The 18,941-nt window shown below is 60.6% G+C and carries 16 protein-coding genes; 9 read left to right on the top strand and 7 right to left on the bottom strand.

Annotated features, from left to right (window positions below; all coding sequences use genetic code 11):
* Window positions 1-53 precede the first annotated feature (53 nt).
* Window positions 54-188, bottom strand: coding sequence for a 50S ribosomal protein L34 (gene rpmH, locus RT97_RS02675; RefSeq protein ID WP_007834827.1), 135 nt, complete (start codon window positions 186-188; stop codon window positions 54-56).
* A 287-nt stretch (window positions 189-475) separates the two neighbouring features.
* Between rpmH and dnaA the strand changes: the two genes are divergently transcribed.
* The 5 genes from dnaA (at window position 476) to RT97_RS32980 (ending at window position 9,273) form a co-directional block, all read left to right on the top strand.
* Window positions 476-1,855 carry a chromosomal replication initiator protein DnaA gene (gene dnaA, locus RT97_RS02670; RefSeq protein ID WP_042577248.1) on the top strand — a complete coding sequence of 460 codons (1,380 nt, stop codon included), beginning with the start codon at window positions 476-478 and terminating at the stop codon, window positions 1,853-1,855.
* Between the two features lie 89 nt (window positions 1,856-1,944).
* Window positions 1,945-3,051, top strand: coding sequence for a DNA polymerase III subunit beta (gene dnaN / locus RT97_RS02665; protein WP_013538472.1), 1,107 nt, complete (start codon window positions 1,945-1,947; stop codon window positions 3,049-3,051).
* A gap of 135 nt (window positions 3,052-3,186) precedes the next feature.
* Window positions 3,187-5,808 carry a DNA topoisomerase (ATP-hydrolyzing) subunit B gene (gyrB, locus tag RT97_RS02660; RefSeq protein ID WP_042577247.1) on the top strand — a complete coding sequence of 874 codons (2,622 nt, stop codon included), beginning with the start codon at window positions 3,187-3,189 and terminating at the stop codon, window positions 5,806-5,808.
* Window positions 5,809-5,894: 86 nt separating this feature from the next.
* Window positions 5,895-8,108: a sensor histidine kinase gene (locus tag RT97_RS32315; protein WP_042577246.1), complete on the top strand. Its 2,214-nt coding sequence runs from the start codon at window positions 5,895-5,897 to the stop codon at window positions 8,106-8,108.
* Window positions 8,101-9,273: a hypothetical protein gene (locus RT97_RS32980; protein WP_155403713.1), complete on the top strand. Its 1,173-nt coding sequence runs from the start codon at window positions 8,101-8,103 to the stop codon at window positions 9,271-9,273. Before RT97_RS32315 ends, RT97_RS32980 begins: the two co-directional genes overlap by 8 nt.
* Here the strand turns inward: RT97_RS32980 and RT97_RS02650 are convergent.
* Window positions 9,223-10,839, bottom strand: a complete 1,617-nt coding sequence (locus RT97_RS02650) for a DNA cytosine methyltransferase (RefSeq protein ID WP_080898150.1) — start codon at window positions 10,837-10,839, stop codon at window positions 9,223-9,225. The two genes, RT97_RS32980 and RT97_RS02650, sit on opposite strands and share 51 nt — an antisense overlap.
* Window positions 10,840-11,334 carry a very short patch repair endonuclease gene (locus RT97_RS02645; protein ID WP_042577245.1) on the bottom strand — a complete coding sequence of 165 codons (495 nt, stop codon included), beginning with the start codon at window positions 11,332-11,334 and terminating at the stop codon, window positions 10,840-10,842.
* A 609-nt stretch (window positions 11,335-11,943) separates the two neighbouring features.
* On the opposite strand from RT97_RS02645, the gene RT97_RS02640 reads away from it, so the two are divergent.
* The 3 genes from RT97_RS02640 to RT97_RS02630 all read left to right on the top strand — a co-directional run bounded on the left by RT97_RS02640 (window position 11,944) and on the right by RT97_RS02630 (window position 14,462).
* Window positions 11,944-12,468 carry a hypothetical protein gene (locus RT97_RS02640; protein WP_042577244.1) on the top strand — a complete coding sequence of 175 codons (525 nt, stop codon included), beginning with the start codon at window positions 11,944-11,946 and terminating at the stop codon, window positions 12,466-12,468.
* A gap of 122 nt (window positions 12,469-12,590) precedes the next feature.
* Complete coding sequence (locus RT97_RS02635; protein ID WP_042577243.1) at window positions 12,591-13,082, top strand: hypothetical protein; 492 nt, start codon at window positions 12,591-12,593, stop codon at window positions 13,080-13,082.
* A 132-nt stretch (window positions 13,083-13,214) separates the two neighbouring features.
* A complete protein-coding gene (locus RT97_RS02630) occupies window positions 13,215-14,462 on the top strand; it encodes a metallophosphoesterase (RefSeq protein WP_042577242.1) in 1,248 nt (415 codons plus the stop codon).
* A 21-nt stretch (window positions 14,463-14,483) separates the two neighbouring features.
* Here RT97_RS02630 and RT97_RS02625 read toward each other — a convergent pair whose 3' ends face one another.
* Window positions 14,484-14,981, bottom strand: coding sequence for a polyhydroxyalkanoate granule-associated phasin (locus tag RT97_RS02625; protein ID WP_042577241.1), 498 nt, complete (start codon window positions 14,979-14,981; stop codon window positions 14,484-14,486).
* Between the two features lie 200 nt (window positions 14,982-15,181).
* On the opposite strand from RT97_RS02625, the gene RT97_RS02620 reads away from it, so the two are divergent.
* On the top strand, window positions 15,182-15,757 hold the full coding sequence (locus RT97_RS02620) for an acyloxyacyl hydrolase (RefSeq protein ID WP_042577240.1): 576 nt from the start codon (window positions 15,182-15,184) through the stop codon (window positions 15,755-15,757).
* A 3-nt stretch (window positions 15,758-15,760) separates the two neighbouring features.
* On the opposite strand, the gene RT97_RS02615 is transcribed toward RT97_RS02620, so the two are convergent.
* The 3 genes from RT97_RS02615 to RT97_RS02605 are packed head-to-tail and all read right to left on the bottom strand — an operon-like array spanning window position 15,761 to window position 18,813.
* On the bottom strand, window positions 15,761-16,714 hold the full coding sequence (locus tag RT97_RS02615; RefSeq protein WP_042577239.1) for a lysylphosphatidylglycerol synthase domain-containing protein: 954 nt from the start codon (window positions 16,712-16,714) through the stop codon (window positions 15,761-15,763).
* 13 nt (window positions 16,715-16,727) lie between these two features.
* Entirely contained in the window at window positions 16,728-18,011 is a 1,284-nt protein-coding gene (gene clsB, locus RT97_RS02610) for a cardiolipin synthase ClsB (RefSeq protein ID WP_042577238.1), read from the bottom strand.
* Between the two features lie 13 nt (window positions 18,012-18,024).
* Window positions 18,025-18,813 (bottom strand): endonuclease/exonuclease/phosphatase family protein, encoded by a 789-nt coding sequence (locus RT97_RS02605; RefSeq protein ID WP_042577237.1) that lies wholly within the window; start codon window positions 18,811-18,813, stop codon window positions 18,025-18,027.
* Window positions 18,814-18,941: the final 128 nt, after the last annotated feature.

The following is an 18,941-nucleotide window of genomic DNA, read 5'->3' as shown; positions in this document are numbered from 1 at the left end:
CGAGGAAGCTGGCGCCGGCGGGTCGGCTGCTGGCAACGGCAGGTGGGCTGCCGTCAGACGGCCAGGCGCTTGCGGCCCTTGGCGCGGCGTGCGTTGATGACGGCACGGCCGCCGCGGGTCTTCATGCGGACCAGAAAGCCGTGGGTACGGGCGCGGCGGACTTTGGATGCTTGGTATGTGCGTTTCATGATGGTTCCTGATTCCCTGATTTCCGCATGCGAAAAGCAGCGGGCGCTGGGGAGCGAGTTTCGGATGGCCCCCGAAAGACGCAATGAGGTTTTCAGGGAAACCCGCAATTATCGCAAACATTCGGCCGCGGAACAATCTTCGACCGGATTTGCGGGCCTTTCGCAGCCGTCCACAGCGTGTGGATAAGGTTTTGACAAGTTAGAATGCCCGGCGCCTTCCAGCAGAGAATATCCACAATACCTATACCAAGAAATGCCCGAGGGATTCACCACTTTTCAAAGCGCCCATGTCGACTGACGGCATCGGCGAAAGCCTCTGGCAGGCCTGCGTCGACCAGCTCGCGCAGGAGCTGTCCGAGCAGCAGTTCAACACCTGGATCAAGCCCCTGACAGCGCAGGTCGCCGACGACCTCTCGCGCATGACGGTGTTCGTGGCCAACCGTTTCAAGCTCGACTGGATCCGGGCCCAGTACGCCGGCAAGATCGCCGCCATGGCCGAGAAGATGTACGGCCAGCCAGTGGCCGTCGAGTTAGCGCTTGCTCCTCGCGAAGCGCCCGTGCGCTCAGCGCCCGTCGCCGTGATGACCGAGACCGATGTGCCGCGCGACGTGGCAGGTCCGGGCGAGGAGCCGGCCGCCGCCGGCTTCAAGAACCGCCTCAATTCGGGTCTCACCTTCGACACGCTGGTCGAAGGCACAGCCAACCGCATGGCGCGCGCCGCCGCGATGCACGTGGCCGGCATGCCGGGCCATCTGTACAACCCGCTTTTCATCTACGGCGGCGTCGGCCTGGGCAAGACCCACCTCATGCACGCTGTGGGTAACCGGCTCCTGGCCGACCGGCCCGATTCCAAAGTTCTCTACATCCACGCCGAGCAGTTCGTCTCGGATGTGGTCAAAGCCTATCAGCGCAAGACTTTCGATGAGTTCAAGGAGCGCTACCACTCGCTGGATCTGTTGCTGATCGACGATGTGCAGTTCTTCGCCAACAAGGATCGCACGCAGGAAGAATTCTTCAACGCGTTCGAAGCCCTGCTCGCCAAGAAGTCGCACATCGTGATGACCAGCGACACCTATCCGAAGGGCTTGGCGGACATCCACGAGCGCCTGGTGTCGCGCTTCGATTCGGGACTCACGGTGGCCATCGAGCCGCCCGAGCTCGAGATGCGCGTGGCCATTCTTATCAACAAGGCGCGCGCCGAATCGGCAGAGATGCCTGAAGAGGTGGCTTTCTTCGTTGCCAAGAACGTGCGCTCCAACGTGCGCGAGCTCGAAGGGGCGCTGCGCAAGATCCTGGCTTACTCGCGCTTCAACCAGAAGGAGATCTCGATCGCCCTGGCGCGCGAGGCGCTGCGCGACCTGCTGTCGATCCAGAATCGCCAGATCTCGGTCGAGAATATCCAGAAGACGGTGGCCGACTACTACAAGATCAAGGTCGCCGACATGTACAGCAAGAAACGCCCGGCCAGCATTGCGCGGCCGCGGCAGATCGCGATGTACCTGGCCAAGGAGCTCACCCAGAAGAGCCTGCCGGAAATCGGCGAGCTGTTCGGCGGGCGCGATCACACGACGGTGCTGCACGCGGTGCGCAAGATCTCGGGCGAGCGCCAGCAGCTCACCGAGCTCAACCAGCAGCTGCACGTCCTCGAACAGACGCTCAAGGGCTGAAGCCGGATGTCATCAGGAATGCCCCTCGCGACAGCGGAGAATGGCGTCTTACAAGCTGATTCAAAGAGATAAGAGAAGAGGAAGAAGACATGATCGTTTTGAAGGCAACCCAAGACAAGGTTCTTGCAGCGCTGCAGTCGGTGTCGGGCATCGTCGAGCGGCGCCACACGCTGCCGATCCTGGCGAACGTGCTGATCCGCAAGACCGGCGGGCAGCTCCAGCTGACCACCAGCGACCTCGAGATCCAGATCCGCACCACGGCCGAGCTGGGCGGTGACGAAGGCAACTTCACCACCACCATTGGCGCGCGCAAGCTCATCGACATCCTGCGCACCATGCCGGCCGACCAGACCGTGAGCCTGGAGTCCAGCGCGAGCAAGCTGGTGCTCAAGGGCGGCAAGAGCCGCTTCACGCTGCAGTCGCTGCCCGCCGAAGACTTTCCGCTGGTGCAGGAGGCTGCCAATTTCGGTCCCGTGTTCAGCGTGCCGCAAAAGACGCTGAAGGACCTGCTCTCGCAGGTCTCGTTCGCGATGGCCGTGCATGACATCCGCTATTACCTGAACGGCATCCTCTTCGTGGCCGAAGGCAAGCAGCTGAGCCTGGTGGCCACCGACGGCCACCGCCTGGCGTTCTCCTCGGCCATGCTGGACGTCGAAGTGCCGCGCCAGGAAGTGATCCTGCCGCGCAAGACGGTGCTCGAAATGCAGCGCCTCCTGTCCGACGCCGAAGGCGCCATCGAGATGCAGTTCGCGAACAACCAGGCCAAGTTCAGCTTCGGCGGCATGGAGTTCGTCACCAAGCTGGTCGAGGGCAAGTTCCCCGACTACAACCGCGTGATTCCGAAGAACCACAAGAACACCGTCACGCTCGGCCGCGCGCCGCTCTTGGCCAGCCTGCAGCGCACCGCCATCCTGACGAGCGAGAAGTTCAAGGGCGTGCGCCTGAACATCGAGCCGGGCACGCTGCGCATCGCATCGAACAACGCCGAGCAGGAAGAAGCCCAGGACGAGCTCGACATCGACTACGGCGGCGACGCCATCGAGATCGGCTTCAACGTCACCTACCTGATCGACGCGCTGTCGAACATGGACCAGGACATGGTCAAGCTGGACCTTGCCGACTCCAACAGCTCGGCGTTACTGACCATCCCCGAGAACGCATCCTTCAAGTACGTCGTGATGCCGATGCGGATTTAACAGACAGACAACAAGCGCCTTGCGCAGACAACCCGCGGCCCTCCGCGGGTTTGCGCTTTCAAGAGGCGGTGAATTGAGTTCTCGAGAGCCCGAAAAATCACGTCGATGCCGTGAGAGAGATAGAGGAATATCCGAATGAGTGCAGAAGAAAACAAGCCTGAAGTCCCGCACACCGAGCCGGTCTACACCCCTGAAGTCCAGGTCGTGCCGCCCGAAGCCATCGCGGCCGACACCAGCTACGGCGAAGGCTCGATCACGATCCTCGAAGGGCTTGAGGCCGTGCGCAAGCGCCCCGGCATGTACATCGGCGACACCTCCGACGGCACGGGCCTGCACCACCTGGTGTTCGAAGTGGTGGACAACTCCATCGACGAAGCGCTCGCGGGCCATTGCGACGACATCGTCGTCACCATCCACAGCGACAACTCCATCTCCGTGACCGACAACGGCCGCGGCATCCCGACCGGCGTGAAGATGGACGACAAGCACGAGCCCAAGCGCTCGGCCGCCGAAATCGCGCTCACCGAACTGCACGCCGGCGGCAAGTTCAACCAGAACAGCTACAAGGTCTCGGGCGGCCTGCACGGCGTGGGCGTCTCCTGCGTGAACGCGCTGAGCGTGAAGCTGCGCCTGATCGTGCGGCGCGAAGGCAAGATCCACGAGCTCGAATTCAGCCGCGGCTTCGTGCAGAACCGCCTGCTCGAAACCGTGAACGGCTTCGAGGTCTCGCCCATGAAGATCATCGGCGACACCGACAAGCGCGGCACCGAAGTGCACTTCCTGCCCGACACGGAAATCTTCAAGGAAAACAACGATTTCCACTACGAGATCCTCTCCAAGCGCCTGCGCGAGCTGAGCTTCCTGAACAACGGCGTGCGCATCCGCCTCCTGGACGAGCGCACCGGCAAGGAAGACGACTTCTCGGGCGCCGGCGGCGTGCGCGGCTTCGTGGAATTCATCAACAAGGGCAAGACCGTCCTGCATCCGAACTCGTTCTATGCAGCGGGCGAGAAGCCGGCCGACACCTACGGCGGCATCCCCGGCACGCACATCGGCGTGGAAGTGGCGATGCAGTGGAACAGCGGCTACAACGAGCAAGTGCTGTGCTTCACCAACAACATCCCGCAGCGTGACGGCGGCACTCACCTGACGGGCCTGCGCGCCGCGATGACCCGTGTCATCAACAAGTACATCGAAGAGAACGAATTCGCCAAGAAGGCGAAGGTCGAAGTCACCGGCGACGACATGCGCGAAGGCCTGTGCTGCGTGCTGAGCGTGAAGGTGCCCGAGCCCAAGTTCTCCAGCCAGACCAAGGACAAGCTCGTGTCCAGCGAGGTGCGCGCGCCGGTGGAAGACATCGTCGGACGCCTCCTCACCGACTACCTGCAGGAGCGCCCGAACGACGCCAAGATCATCTGCGGCAAGATCGTCGAAGCGGCCCGCGCCCGCGAAGCCGCCCGCAAGGCCCGCGAAATGACGCGCCGCAAGGGCGTGCTCGACGGCATGGGCCTGCCGGGCAAGCTGGCCGATTGCCAGGAGAAGGATCCCGCCCTGTGCGAGGTCTACCTGGTGGAGGGCGACTCCGCCGGCGGCTCCGCCAAGCAGGGCCGCGACCGGAAGTTCCAGGCCATCCTGCCGCTGCGCGGCAAGATCCTGAACGTGGAGAAGGCGCGCTACGAGAAGCTGCTCACCAGCAACGAAATCCTGACGATGATCACTGCGCTGGGCACCGGCATCGGGCGCGCAGGCGCCACGACCTCGGGCGGCGGCGCGGACGACTTCAACGTCGCCAAGCTGCGCTACCACCGCATCATCATCATGACCGACGCCGACGTCGACGGCGCGCACATCCGTACGCTGCTGCTCACGTTCTTCTATCGTCAGATGCCCGAACTGGTCGAGCGCGGCCACATCTACATCGCGCAGCCGCCGCTCTACAAGGTGAAGGTCGGCAAGGAAGAGCAGTACCTGAAAGACGGCCCCGCGCTGGACGCGTTCCTCCTGAAGGTGGCGCTGAAAGACGCGCGCATCGAGACCGGCGGCGCCGGCTCCACCACGCTCTCGGGCGACACCCTGGGCGAACTGGCGCGCAAGCACCAGGTGGCCGAAGCCGTGATCGCGCGCCTGCGCAACTTCATGGACGCCGAGGCCCTGCGCGCCATCGCCGACGGCGTGGCGCTCGACCTGGACACCACGCCGGCTGCCGAAGCCTCGGCCGTGGCGCTGCAGGCCAAGCTGCGCGAGCTCAACACGACGGGCATCCCCGCCGAGGTGAGCAGCGAATTCGACGCCCGCACCGACAAGCCGCTTCTTCGCATCAGCCGCCGCCACCACGGCAACATCAAGAGCAGCGTGCTCACCCAGGACTTCGTGCACGGCGCCGACTACGCGGCGCTGGCCGAAGCGGCCAACACCTTCCGCGGCCTCCTGAGCACCGAAGGTGCGGTGGTCAAGCGCGGTGAGGGCGAACGCGCCAAGGAAGAAAAGGTCGACGACTTCCGCCAGGCCATGAAGTGGCTGATCAGCGAAGCCGAACGCGCCACCTCGCGCCAGCGCTACAAGGGCCTGGGCGAAATGAACCCCGAGCAGCTCTGGGAAACCACCATGGACCCGGCCGTGCGGCGCCTCTTGCGCGTGCAGATCGACGACGCGATCGAAGCGGATCGCGTGTTCACGATGCTGATGGGGGATGAGGTGGAGCCGCGGCGCGAGTTTATTGAGCAGAACGCCCTAAGGGCTGCGAATATCGACGTGTAGAAAGTACGAAACATCGCCCGAATAGTTCTACATTTAAGCGGTGTTTGTTCCTCTCCGATGACGGGGACCTCTAATAGGTGCTTCCTATGGCAAAGCTAAGGCCACGCGCCCGCATTATTCGTACTATTGGGGACCAGCTGATCAGCGGCCCGGAGGCTGCAGTAATTGAGCTAGTAAAAAATGCCTATGACGCGGATTCCCCTTATGTTTCGATAGAGATCACCCCTAGGAATCCTCCCTCCTCGCTCGGAGAAATTGTCGTGATTGATGAAGGTCATGGCATGACACCGGAAGTGGTCGCTAATCGCTGGTTTGAACCCGCAACCGACGACAAATTAAAGCGATCAGAAAGCCCAAAGGGTCGAAAGATGCTGGGGGCAAAGGGCATTGGGCGATTCGCTGCATCACGTTTGGGATCAAAAACGACCCTAACGGCAGTTTCTTTTGATGCCGAGGAACGACTCGTTGAGACCAGCGTCGTCGTTAATTGGGAAGATTTTTTAGCTGACACCTACCTTGATTTAATCGAAATCCCTGTTGAAACTCGGAATATTCCCGGCGATTCTGGCATTTCAACGGGCGTAGTCCTAAAAATCTCCGACTTGAGAGATGAATGGACAAAAAAGCGCGTTGAATCTCTTATACGAGAGCTCCGTCGCGTCGCCTCTCCTTCGCAGGAAAAACTCTCATCTTTTGAAATTCGGCTCAATCTCTCAGGATTTACCAAGTCGTCCTCTGGGTTTGACGGAGTAGAAATTCTTGCTGAGTTAAATAACGATGCCATTTCCCCTCAGCATGAAAACGAAGACCCAACGGTTATTAGACCATTTCGTGTCGCTGAACATGCCGACTATCAACTGGTCGGCATGTTCACGGAGGAGGGCAGATTTGAGGGCACCTTTAAAATATCTAGAGGAGACAGCGTCGAGCAATCAATCGATGTTGCTGCCCCCCCATTAAATTCGGATGAAGAATCATGCGGCGCAATTTTCGTCGAACTTAACGTTTACGACCGCGAAGCAGATGCTGTAGCAGACCTATTTCGACGAATGGGGCTAAATTTCGAAGAAATCGGAATTCGCGCTGCACGCAGAATTTTGAACGATAGCTCAGGTATTGCGATGTTTAGAGAGGGTTTCAGGATTCGACCTTACGGGGACCCTGAAAACGACTGGCTTGAGCTGGAACGTCAGCGCGTTCAAAACCCCTCTCGAAAACTCGGGCTTTCCCAAGTTTCTGGAAGAGTTACCATCGATTCGGAGAATCGCTCAAAACTAATCGAGCGCAGCAGTAGAGAGGGTTTGGAGCACAACGGGGCGTTTGCGAGACTAAAGAGAATACTCCAAGGCGTCCTTCTTCATGTTGAGGAGCGTCGCATTGCCTTTCGGGAAAAAGCTGGTCTGAGTCGACGAGTTGTGGCGGATTTGGATGCCACTAAGGAACTCGCAGCTTTACCGGCAATAAATAAGGCAATTGAAAAGACCCCCGAAGCGCATAGAGCACCTCTAAGGCGCGCCGCGGAAAAAGACTCAGCAGCCCTTTCCGCCTCTCTAGAAGAAATTGATGCTTTTCAAAAGATTTTGCAATCTCGCGCAGCGCTTGGCCTAGTTGTTGCGCAGGTCATTCATGAAGGTCGACGAATTCTCAATCCGATGACCAATGCCGCTAGGCATTTAAATGAAGATAGCAACATCTTGCTTAGCACCGATGCCGCAGGCATATTAGCTAGAGAGCAACTGCCACGCCAACTCCTAGTAATTCTTGATGGGGTTAAACAAATGAGTCGCCTTATTAAACGCCTAGATCCTTTGGGCGGAAAAAAAAGAGGAGCGCCGCGCTCATTTAATCTCAAAGAGCCAATTGAAGCAGCAATTCTTCTTTTTGGTGACGCTATCTCATCTGGCAATATTAAGATCAAGACAGAAGAAATACCCTCACTCTCCGCTTTTGGCTTTCCCGAGGACCTTCAAGCGGCAGTGATGAATATTTTTGAAAATGCTATTCATTGGCTTGACACAGTAGAACAACAGGACAAGTACATCGCGATAAGTGCCGACCAGTCTGACGATAATGTTCATATCTACATAGCAAACAATGGCCCGCCTATAGAGGACAACTACGCGACAAGACTCTTTCAAGTCGGGTTTAGCCTGCGCTCAGAAGGCACGGGCCTTGGACTAGCTATAGCTCGGGAAGCATGCAGAGCCAGTAAAGGTGATTTGCGTTTTATGGCTGATACAGCAGATACGACATTCATAATTGACTTCCCTCAAAAGCAACCGAAAGGAAAAAATGACTGAGATCGTTCGCCTTTTACTGGTGGAAGACAATCCCCAAGAGCAAGAAGAGTGGAAAAACACAATTCAGCGCCAAAATGTTCGCGCCAGCTTGAAGGCCAATGTTAATTATGTGCTGACGGTGGTTTCGACTTTAGAGGAAGCACGAGCAAAAATCGAACTGTGTGACTTCGACGCGGGGATTGTTGATCTGAGACTTGCGGCGCCTGGCAAAGAATCAATGGATCGCTCGGGAAATGAGGTTTTAGATATCTTGCTTCAATCGGAGCTTGCCGCGATCGCGATGTTCACTGGGGAGCCTAGTGGCGCCGACATTCCAAGTTATGCGAAAGCGCAGGTAAAAGTATTTACAAAAGGAGGGGAGGAAAATGAAGGGACCAGCGCCGTTTTGAATTGGCTAATTTCGGAAACTCCAATGATCATTTGCGTGCGGCGCGCTCAAAAAGAAATAAAAAAAGAAATGGCGCGTTTCTTTTTTCACTCAGTTTGGCCGCGTTGGAGCAATTGGCTCGAAGAGCCCAGCATTCAAAATGAAGATTTTTTGGCTACGGCCATGGCAAGGCATATAACATCGCATGTTTATGCCTCCCTTTTAGAAAAATTCAAACAACGCGCGCATCCCGAGGAATGGTACGTTGTCCCACCAATACACGAGACATTACGCACAGGTGATATTGTCCGGCATGCAAATGGGACGCTTGAAGTCGTGATAACACCTCGATGCGATCTGGCAACAGGGAAAGTTGAATCAATTCAGCTAGCTGTTTGTGACGACGAAAGCTTGGAATGGGGAAAAATGCTTTCGGCCATTGAAAAATACACCGCTGAACAGAATGCCCATACCTCCAAAGGTGAAAAAATTCCTGACTCAGTACGTCAGAATCTAGAAAAAGCGCAGAACAAGCAACGCGCGTTTACCCAGCATAGAAGCAAAAGTTCTCTTCATTTTCTTCCTCCAATGAAGCTCTCGCAGAACGAGAACATTGGTCCGTTCATGGTGCGTTTTGATCTTATTAGATCAATTCCTGTCAACGGCGATGATGCGAAAAGTATGCTGCAAAAAGAGACGCGTGTAGCCTCGGTCGCAAGCGAATTTCTCCCCTCAATGGTTGAGCGACTAGGCACATTCTTCAGTCGCATTGGAACTCCTGACTATTCGCACGTGTGAATCTTCCCCTGTTTTTTTCCCAGGCGAGTTCTTTAGGATACTCTCACAAACGCCTGCAATCTGAAACGCCAGCATTGGTGGCACGGCGTTTCCAACTTGATGATATTGCTGTGTGCGATTTCCCTGAAAAAAATAGTTATCCGGAAAAGTTTGAAGGCGTGCGGCTTCGCGCACGGTCAAACTTCGACACTGCAAAGGGTCGGGATGAATATAGTAATGACCATCTTTTGCGATATGGCTGGTGACGGTAGTACTCGGCGCTCCATATTGCTGCACCCTGAATCGATCCGCGAATTTCCCAGTTTTCCAGTTTGCATGCGCAGGCGCCAGTCCCTTCAGGTTAAAGTCGGCGTGCCCCTTTGGTGAACGTCCATAATGCGCGGCAAAAGTTGCTGCGTAAAAATAGCGACCTAAGTCACTATTCATGTGCGAGCGGGCCTGATGGTTTAGATGCACCTTTAACTTTCCAGTCGCATCACTGACCCACCGCTCGAAATCAGTTATTGCTTCTCGCATAACTGGATCCTCGTAGCGAAGGCTACCAGTACCAAAGTCTGAGGAAATTTTAGATGCCTGCTTGGCAAGGGTTTTGGACAAGCCAGCCAGATCTTCGATGGCATTTGCACTTTTGCTCAAAGCTCGACCAAGCCCGCTGACTATTTCGCACCATTTCTTCGCACTATCGTCTTTGCTTAACTGACTACGCAATGCAGGTAGTTTCTTGATAGCGTCCTCAACCGCCAGTGGCGATGCTTTTTTCAGCAACTGATCACCAGAGTATTTTTTGTCTTCACGGACACCAAGCAAAACGACGCGATGCCGTGCTTGAGGTAACCCATATTCCTCCGCTCGAATGATGAAATCGTTTGCCTCAATTTGAGTAGGGTCTGCGCCGTAATCGAAGCGTGTGTCCGTGACCAATGAATGAATTGTGTATCGGACGCCTGAATTACCTGTTACCGCAAGCGTTGGGTCTGTCAAATCATTCAAGATGTCATGGAACACTTGCCGCTCATTCACCCGAGAAGAAAGAATTCCTTTGACATTCTCCATCACAAACATGACCGGCTTCGACAGATGAAGAATACGAAGATATTCCTTATAAAGATAGTGACGATGATCATCTTCAGCAACGTACTTTGCATTGCCCTTGTTTTTGGCCCGCCCGATGAGCGAATACGCTTGGCAAGGGGGCCCACCAATGACAATCGTCTTTTCTCCGTTTAAGTTCCTGATCGCAATAAGCTTGTCGAGTTTTTCATTGTCTTCGGGCTTACCCAACGTAAGCTGCTGAGCTTCTTCCGCCGCCGCCGCCCACAGCTCCGGAAATAAATCGCGAGGGTGCTTCACTCCCTCGTTGCAGAACCTGTAGTAGGCAAGCATCGCTCTTTCATTTCCGCGTTTTTTTGCCTTTCGGAAAAAACTCCTAAGGAGCAATGTGGAATGTGCGCTCGCGTCCATCTCGGCGGAAACACCGATCTCAAAGGTTTTACCTTCGTTGAACGAAGTGAAACCTTCGCCTAGGCCACCAGGACCGGCAAACAAATCTATTAGCTTGTAGGCCATCTAGGAATTGCAGTCAGAAATTAAAGGGGTAGCCGAATCGCCACCGGTCTCGAAGCTAATCGAGCTCGGTTGAAACCTGATCCAGTGATCGAGCTGCAGGATTAAATCGGGCCATTGTTCACGCGACTGAGCAGTTTTCAGAGCACATTCCCACACGACGGCGGTTCGCCAGCCAGCAGAAATCAGGGTCATGTGCGCAAGCGCATCGCGTCGCTCATTGTCTTCCAGCTTTGCCGACCAGAAGGCCGTGTTGCTACTTGGCATCTTTGAGAGGCGACACCCGTGCGAATGCCAAAAACATCCGTGTACGAAGATCGCAACGCGCCACTTCGGAAGAACGATATCAGGACATCCAGGCAGTCCTGAGGCGTGAAGCACAAAGCGAAAACCTCTCGCATGAAGCGCGCGGCGCACAGCAAGCTCTGGCTGGGTGCTTTTTGATCGAATCCCGGACATCATCCGACTTCGTGTGGTCGCGTCGACGATGTCAACCATGTATTGGCTTTAGCGCGTGTTGCTCTACCACTTCGTGAAGCGTCATATTGCCTGCTACTTCGTCGAGAACTAACCCCGATTGTGGTCCGCATACGGCACACCACTACTTCCACGCCAACATTACCAAGCGCGCGCACGACGATCAAGATTCGGCTTGAGCGCGGGCTCAAGCCCATGCTGCCGATCGGTCGCCGCCAGTGGCAACAGAAAACTCGCCCCCCGAGCTCGAGTGTTCACCTAGCGTACGCCCATGGACATCGACATTCTCAAATTTTTGATTGGGCAGGATTGACATGCGCGAGCTGCTCCTGTGTTCCTCCCATTGACAACCGCCACACTCACGCACCGCCGCAGACCTCACCACGCGCCCCGGCGCGGGCCATGCACCCATGCGGGCCAGCCCCAAAACCGTTGCGTCTCAGGGTTTCCGTGAGGTCGGCGTCCGAAACTGGCCGCGACGCCCGTCACACGGACGTCATCAGCTATTAAAACAATAGCGTTCAACTTCGATTCGAGGATCGTTCCTCGTAAACGCTATATCTAGCCCGACTCTTGCTAAGCAAAATCCTCGACGGATTTCACGTCATGCAAGATCGAGGACAACAAGCAATGAACCCTACGCGTCTCCGGCGGCCACTGGCCGCTTTGGTACTGGGCGGTACAGCAGCATTCCTCGGCGCCGTTTTGCCGGCCCACGCGTTCACGAACCCGCCCATCCAGGTGGCGCAGGGCATCGAATACATGTGCGGCGGCACCGTCAAGGGCGAGGCCGAGTTCATGGAAATGGTGGCGCCGCGCTGGGCTGCGACCATCGAACTGGGCGTGAGCGACGGCAAGGGCGAGCAACTGGCCGGCTTTCCGGCAAAGGCCTCGATCCAGATTCGCCAGAAGTACACCGGCCAGGCGGTGATGGACGTGGAAACGCGGGCGCCCTACATACTGGCGCGCCTGAACCCGGGTGCCTACGACGTGAACGTGACGCTGGGCGGGCTCACGCTCACGCAGTCGCTGATCGTGATTGCAGGCGCGCCGGCGCGCGCATCGTTCCTCTGGCCGTCGAACTTCGACATGGCTTCGGTCACGCCGCCGATGCCCCAGACGCAGGCGCTGGCCCAGACCTCCGCTGCCCGCTGAGCATTCAGTCAGCAGCAAGCACCACGCCGCGTGCGCGGCCTGTGGTCAGCCTTTTCTAAGTCGTGCGCCGCACATTGGCGGCGTGGCTTCTCGCCATCACGACCAGGAAAGGATTCAAGACCATGACCTCCCGTTTTTCTTCTTCGAGCACGCGGCCGCTGGCGGCTGCGGTGTTGTGCGGCGCCGTCCTGCTCGGCGTGCTGTCGTCGGCGCAGGCGGCGGTGAATCCGCCGATCTACATGGCGCACGGCGTCGAGTACATGAGCGGCGGCATCGGCAGCGATGAAGCGCAGCTGATGGAGACGGTGTCGCCGCGCTGGCCCGCGACCTTCGAATTCGCGGTCAAGGACCACAAGGGCAGCGCCGACTTCGCCGCCGGCGTGCACGTCACGGTGCGCGACAGCAGCGGCACCGCGTTGCTGGACAACGTGGTCTCGGGCGGCCCGTTCATGGTCGCGCGGCTGGAGCCGGGCACCTACGAAGTCGAGGCGCGCATCGGCAGCCAAGTGCTCAAGCAGCCGCTGCACGTGCTGCAGGGCGCGGCCGCCAAGGCCGTCTTCGAATGGCCGGCGGGCACCGACATGGCCTCGGCCGGCACGCGCACGGTGCAGTAACAACTCGGCGCCGGTGCGGGCGCCGCTCGTCGCAGCGCCAATTTTTTGACGCCCGTCAAGCCGCAACGCCCGCTATCCGGGCGTCGTGCGCTATAGAAAAAATAGCGAAGGCGGCGTCTTCGGCCGTCTTGAATGCGCGGCATGCGCCTTGCAGGTGGTGTATCCCGGGCAATGCCCGAACCCATTGCCCCGATGCCGATCCGCCCCCTGAGCGCCCTGACCGCGCTGCTGCACGTCTACATAGCGCTGCGCCTTCTGCCCGCGTTGGCCACGCTCACGCCGGCGTGGCCGCTCGCGCTGGTGCTGCTGGCGGTGTCGGCCTTCACGATCCCTCTGCCTTTCGTCTCGCGGCGCATTGCGTCCAACGCCTCGGTGGGCGAAGCGCTCAAGTGGGTCGGGCTGATCAGCATGGGCTGGTTCTCCTCGATGTTCGTGCTGACGCTGCTGCGCGATGCCGGCCTGCTGCTCACCTGGCTGGCGAGCGCGCTGGGCGTGGCGCAGGTGCACTGGAACACGCTGCGGCCATGGAGCGCGCTGGCGGTGCTGGCCATGGCCACGGGCACGTCGCTCGTGGGCTTCATCAACGCGCGCCGCACGGCCAGCGTGAAGCGGGTCGACGTGCCGATCCGCGGACTGCCGGCGGCGCTCGAGGGCTTCACGATCGCGCAACTGAGCGACATCCACGTCGGGCCGACGATCAGGAGCGCGTACATCCAGCGCATCGTCGACGCGGTGAACCGGCTGGGCGCCGACGCCATCGCGATCACCGGCGACCTCGTGGACGGCACGGTGCCCGAACTGCGCGAGCACATCGCGCCGCTGGCCGGGCTGCGCGCGCGGCACGGCACCTTCGTGGTCACCGGCAACCACGAGTACTACGCGGGCGCGCATGCCTGGATCGACGAGCTGCGCCGGCTCGGGCTGAAGGTGCTGCTCAACGAGCATGTGGTGCTGCAGACGCGCAATGTGCGCGGCGCGCAGACCGATGAAGAACTGTTCGAAAGCGCATTGGTGCTTGCGGGCGTGACCGACTTCACCGCCGGGCATTTCGATGCGGCGCATGCGAGCGATCCGCACCTGGCGCTGTTCGATGCGCCGCCGCTGGTGCACACGCGCGTGCTGCTGGCGCACCAGCCGCGCAGCGCGACGGTGGCGGCCGCGGCGGGCTACCAGCTGCAGCTGTCGGGCCACACGCACGGGGGGCAGTTCTTTCCGTGGAACCTGTTCGTTCCGATGCAGCAGCCCTTCACGGCGGGCCTGCACCGGCTGCACGACATGTGGATCTACGTGAGCCGGGGCACCGGCTACTGGGGACCGCCGAAGCGCTTCGGCGCGCCTTCGGAAATCACGCTGCTCACGCTGGTGCCCGCCCGGCCCTGAAGACGCCGGGCTTTTCGCTCGTCAGGGTTGCAACTGGGCCAGCCGCCGCGCGTTCGACGTGGCTGCGGCGTGAATGGGCTTGAGGCCTTCGCGCGCGATGCGGGCGGCAACGCCGGAGAGCTGGCTGGCCGCGGTCGCCGTGCGGGTCGCGGTCTGCACGAAGGCATCGCTGCGCGCGGCCGCCTGCGCGGGGGTGATGCTCCCGGCCATCGAGAAGAAGTCCGTCGTGCCCTGGAGCCACTGTTGCAGCACCTTGTTGGCCAGCGAGAAATGGCTGTTGTGCCACTGCTTGACCATCGCGATGCCCGATTCGCTCGCCGCGGCCAGCTTCTCGTGCCCCATGAGCTGGAACTCCGCCAAGTCGGCCGCGGTGGGCGTGAGCCCGGCCTTAGCGATGCGCTCGGTCCGCATGCGGATCACCGAGCCGGAGGACAGCAGCATCTCGTTGGTCTTGAGGGCCAGGTCGAGCCACTGCATGAGCGGATTGGCCAGACGGGCGGTGGAACTGAGAGATGACATGTGGAGGCCGATGCGAGGGGGGAGGAGACCCACTATAGGCCTCGACGGTCTGGATTGCTGCAGCGCAGCAATATCAATCTTCATTCTTGTTGAACAAGTCCTACCTTCGGATGTGGAAATTACGTGCCGAGCCGGCAATGGAGGTGCTTGAAAGTAAAGATTCCCGTTCTCTTCCATTATCCGCATCGGACGCTCACAACATGAAATCAAACCTTTGCGCGCCTCTCCGGGCCGCCGTGTTCGCAGGCCTCTTCGGCCTGCTGGGCACGGCGGCCCACGCTTTTGGGGACGACTCCCGCGGCTTCTACATCGACGGCGGCCATGCGCGGCATGGCGAGAAGGGCGACACCAACTCGGTCAGCGTCGGCATGACGGTGCCGTGGTCGATCGTCGAAAGGCGGCCGGGCAGCCCGCTCAGCTCGTACCTAGACTTCTTCGTCAGCAACTGGCATGCGCGCCCGCTGGACGACGGCCCGCGCAATTTCGTGCAGATCGGCGCGATCTACACCTTGCGCTACCGCTTCGGCGACGGCGCATCGCCCTGGTTCGCCGAAGGCGGCGTCGGAGCGACCTTGATGGACCACGTCTACCGCACGCCCGATCGCAGCTTCAGCACGGCTTTCCAGTTCACCGAGGTGCTGGGCGTCGGGCGCAGCTTCGGCGACAACGGGGCGCACGAAGTCGCGCTGCGGGTGCAGCACGTCTCGAACGGCGGGATCAAGAAGCCCAACCCGGGCGAAACGTTCCTGCGCCTTCGCTACACCTATCACTTCTAGGATCTAGCGCACGCGCCGCAGGCGGCGCGCGCGCATCTCCATGGCGAGGTAAGCGCACAGCGCCACGGCCAGCGGCAGCAGGTAATACAGGCCGCGATAGGCCAGCAGCGCCCCGAGCAGCGTGGCTTCCGGCACCTGGTAGGAGAGCAGCGCGACGAACACCGCTTCGAGCACGCCCAGCCCCGCCGGCACGTGCGTGACGACGCCAGCCACCGCGGCCACCAGCAGCACCGCGAGCACGTGCGGATAGCCGACCTGGCCCTGCAGCAGCAGCCAGATCACGCCGCCCATCAGCGACCAGTTCAGACACGACATCGCCAGCTGCAGCAGCGCCATCGCGAGGCCGGGCGTCTTGAACGTGTGGCCGCGCACGCGCCAGACGCGCCCGGCCGAAAAAGCGCACAGCGCCAGGTAGCCCACCGACACCGCCAGCAACGCCGCGCCGAGCACGCGCAGGCCGCCGCTGTCGATCTTCCATTCGGGCGGCAGCGTCATCGGCCAGAAAGAGAAGGCCACGCCGGCCACCACCAGGTAGCCGAGCCAGTTGGTCAGCATGCTGAAGCCCAGCACGCGCGTGATGGTCTCGTTGCCCAGGCCGAGGCGCGAATAGAGCCGGTAACGAAAGGCCACGCCGCCGACCAGCGAGCCGAAGTTCAGGTTGAACGCGTAGCTGATGAAGGTCACGCCCATCACCGAGCCGGCGGGGAGCTTGTGCTTCGTCAGGTGCCGCCCCAGCAGGTCGTAGGTGCTGTAGAGCGCGAAGCTGCATGCGGCCAGCGCGCCGGCCGCCAGGAGCGTGGTCGCGGGCAGCGCACGGATCGCCTGGAGCACTTCGTCCCAGTCGATGGCGCGCGCCTGGGTCACCAGCAGCCAGGCGACGAGCCCGAAGAAGCCCCACACGACCACCCGGCGGGCCCAGGGCCACCAGGACTGTCGAGCAAGGGCCATGGTGCTCATGGGCTCGAGGGGCTCATGCCGCTTCCGTCGGCGTGGCGCCGCCGGTGTGGGTGGCGTTGGCGGTGTTGTTCTTCTCGTTCCTCTGTCTCTCGGCCAGATCGGTCGCCTCGGCCGGCGTCAGCCGCGGCACGTGGCGCGGCAGGCGGTCCAGCCACGCCGGGTACCAGCGCAAGAAGTGAAAGATGAAGAAGCTTCGCACCAGGCGCCACCCGCTCCATTCGCTCGCGAGGTCCGCCGTGTCGATCTTCTTGCAGCTGTGCTGCATGAGGTGCTCCATGCGGCCCCACAGCACCTCGTTGAAGGCCTTGTCGCGCACGACCACGTTGGCTTCGAGATTGAGCGACAGGCTCAGCGGATCGAGGTTGCTCGAGCCCACCGTGCTCCAGCGGTCGTCCATCAGCGCGACCTTGCCGTGCAGCGGGCGGTCGCAGTATTCGTAGATGCGAACGCCCGCATGCAGCAGGTGGTGGTACAGCATGCTCGCGGCCGTCTTGACGATCGGCATGTCCGGCTCGCCCTGCAGGATGAGCCGCACGTCGACGCCTCGGCGCGCGGCGCGCCGCAGTTCCTTGATGAGCCGGTAGCCCGGAAAGAAATACGCATTGGCGATCACGATGCGCTCGCGCGCCGAGCGGATCGCGGCGCGGTAGTGGCGCTCGATGTCGTTGGTGTGGCGGCGGTTGTCGCGCGTCACGAAGATCGCGTCGGCCTCGCCGGCCGTCGTCTGCCGCACCGGCGGCGCCTGCTTGAGCCGGCGGCGGAACCAGCCCGCGCCCTTGCCTCCGACGGCGATGGCGCGCAGCACGAACTGATGGATCTCCGCCACGATCGGACCGGCAAGCTCCACCGCGTAGTCCTGCTTGGCCTTGGGACCGAAATCGAGCAGGTGGTCGGCCGAGTAGTTGATGCCGCCAACGAAGGCGCGCTCGCCATCGACCACCACGATCTTGCGGTGCATGCGGCGGAACACGTTGAGTCGCTGCCCCATGAAACGCTGGCCGGGGTCGAACACCCGCACCTTCACACCGACCGAGGTGAGCCCCTCGATGAATTCGCGCGAGAGATCGGGCGAGCCGAAGCCGTCGATCATCAGGTCGACCTTGGCGCCGCGCTGTGCCGCCTCGCGCAACGCCGCATGCAGCCCGAGGCCCACCTTGTCCTCGAACAGGATGAAGGTCTCGACGATCACTTCGCGCTGCGCCTGGCGGATCGCCTCGAACACGCGCGGAAAGAACTCCTCGCCGTTCTCGAGCAGCTCGATGCGATTCCCGCCGACCCAATGGTTGCCGTTGCTCATGGTGCTGCCCGCTTCAGAGATCGATGTCCGCCACCAGCGGGGCGTGGTCCGAGAGGTGCGACCAGGGCCTGCGCGGCAGCACCACCGGCGCATGCACGCCGGCATTGCGCACATAGATGCGGTCCAACTGCAGCACCGGGAAGCGCGACGGAAAGGTCCGGGCGGCGTGCCCGTTGGCATGCACGAACACCTCGCGCAGCGCGGCGCCTTTTTCAAGCACCTCGTGCGCGCGGCCGCGCCAGTCGTTGAAGTCGCCCGCGACGATCAGCGGCGCATCGGCCGGCACCTCGTCGCGCACGATGTGGCACAGCAACTCCAGCTGCTGCTGGCGGTGCGCCTCGGCCAGACCTAGGTGCGCACAGATCACATGCACATCGACCGGGCGGCCCGGCAAGCGCAGCACGCAGTGCAGCAGGCCGCGCTTCTCGGGGCCGCTCACCGACACGTCGTGGTTGCGGAAATGCACGATCGGAAACTTCGACAGCACCGCGTTTCCGTGGTGCCCCTTCGGATATACCGCGTTGCGGCCGTAGGCGAACTGCGGCCACATGGTGTCGGCGAGGAATTCGTAATGCGGCGCCTCCGGCCAGTTGCTCACCTTGCGGGAATGCCGCGAGTGCGTGCCCAGCACCTCCTGGAGGAACACGACGTCCGCCCCCACCGTGCGCACGGCGTCCCGCAGTTCGGGAAGGATGAACTTGCGATTGAGCGCGGTGAACCCCTTGTGGGTGTTCACCGTCATGACCTTGAGCGAGGTCGGCACAGGCGCGGGCGCCGCTTCGGGAATCGGGGAAGAAGACATCGACTTGGTTGTACGTCGCTGGATCGGCCACGCCTGTAGGAACGCGCCACCTTCTTTCGTGCCGTTCCTTGCGCCTGTCGCGTGCGGGAGGCCGGCTCCTACAGGCAGGCCTGCCGCACCCCGACACA

The sequence above is a fragment of the Variovorax paradoxus genome, assembly GCF_000834655.1.
GTDB classification, from domain to species: domain Bacteria; phylum Pseudomonadota; class Gammaproteobacteria; order Burkholderiales; family Burkholderiaceae_C; genus Variovorax; species Variovorax paradoxus_F.
The sequence above is the reverse complement of the archived record's forward strand: the minus strand, read 5'-3'. Positions and strand labels throughout refer to the sequence as shown.

Excerpts from the sequence above, each read along its gene's own strand:
- RT97_RS02625 (WP_042577241.1), bottom strand. The coding sequence starts at position 14,981 with ATGTCATCTCTCAGTTCCACCGCCCGTCTGGCCAATCCGCTCATGCAG.
- rpmH (WP_007834827.1), bottom strand. The coding sequence starts at position 188 with ATGAAACGCACATACCAAGCATCCAAAGTCCGCCGCGCCCGTACCCAC.
- RT97_RS02635 (WP_042577243.1), top strand. The coding sequence starts at position 12,591 with ATGACCTCCCGTTTTTCTTCTTCGAGCACGCGGCCGCTGGCGGCTGCG.
- RT97_RS32315 (WP_042577246.1), top strand. The coding sequence starts at position 5,895 with ATGGCAAAGCTAAGGCCACGCGCCCGCATTATTCGTACTATTGGGGAC.
- RT97_RS02630 (WP_042577242.1), top strand. The coding sequence starts at position 13,215 with ATGCGCGGCATGCGCCTTGCAGGTGGTGTATCCCGGGCAATGCCCGAA.
- RT97_RS32980 (WP_155403713.1), top strand. The coding sequence starts at position 8,101 with ATGACTGAGATCGTTCGCCTTTTACTGGTGGAAGACAATCCCCAAGAG.
- RT97_RS02605 (WP_042577237.1), bottom strand. The coding sequence starts at position 18,813 with ATGTCTTCTTCCCCGATTCCCGAAGCGGCGCCCGCGCCTGTGCCGACC.
- RT97_RS02650 (WP_080898150.1), bottom strand. The coding sequence starts at position 10,839 with ATGGCCTACAAGCTAATAGATTTGTTTGCCGGTCCTGGTGGCCTAGGC.
- RT97_RS02620 (WP_042577240.1), top strand. The coding sequence starts at position 15,182 with ATGAAATCAAACCTTTGCGCGCCTCTCCGGGCCGCCGTGTTCGCAGGC.
- RT97_RS02640 (WP_042577244.1), top strand. The coding sequence starts at position 11,944 with ATGAACCCTACGCGTCTCCGGCGGCCACTGGCCGCTTTGGTACTGGGC.
- clsB (WP_042577238.1), bottom strand. The coding sequence starts at position 18,011 with ATGAGCAACGGCAACCATTGGGTCGGCGGGAATCGCATCGAGCTGCTC.
- RT97_RS02645 (WP_042577245.1), bottom strand. The coding sequence starts at position 11,334 with ATGGTTGACATCGTCGACGCGACCACACGAAGTCGGATGATGTCCGGG.
- dnaA (WP_042577248.1), top strand. The coding sequence starts at position 476 with ATGTCGACTGACGGCATCGGCGAAAGCCTCTGGCAGGCCTGCGTCGAC.
- dnaN (WP_013538472.1), top strand. The coding sequence starts at position 1,945 with ATGATCGTTTTGAAGGCAACCCAAGACAAGGTTCTTGCAGCGCTGCAG.
- gyrB (WP_042577247.1), top strand. The coding sequence starts at position 3,187 with ATGAGTGCAGAAGAAAACAAGCCTGAAGTCCCGCACACCGAGCCGGTC.
- RT97_RS02615 (WP_042577239.1), bottom strand. The coding sequence starts at position 16,714 with ATGAGCACCATGGCCCTTGCTCGACAGTCCTGGTGGCCCTGGGCCCGC.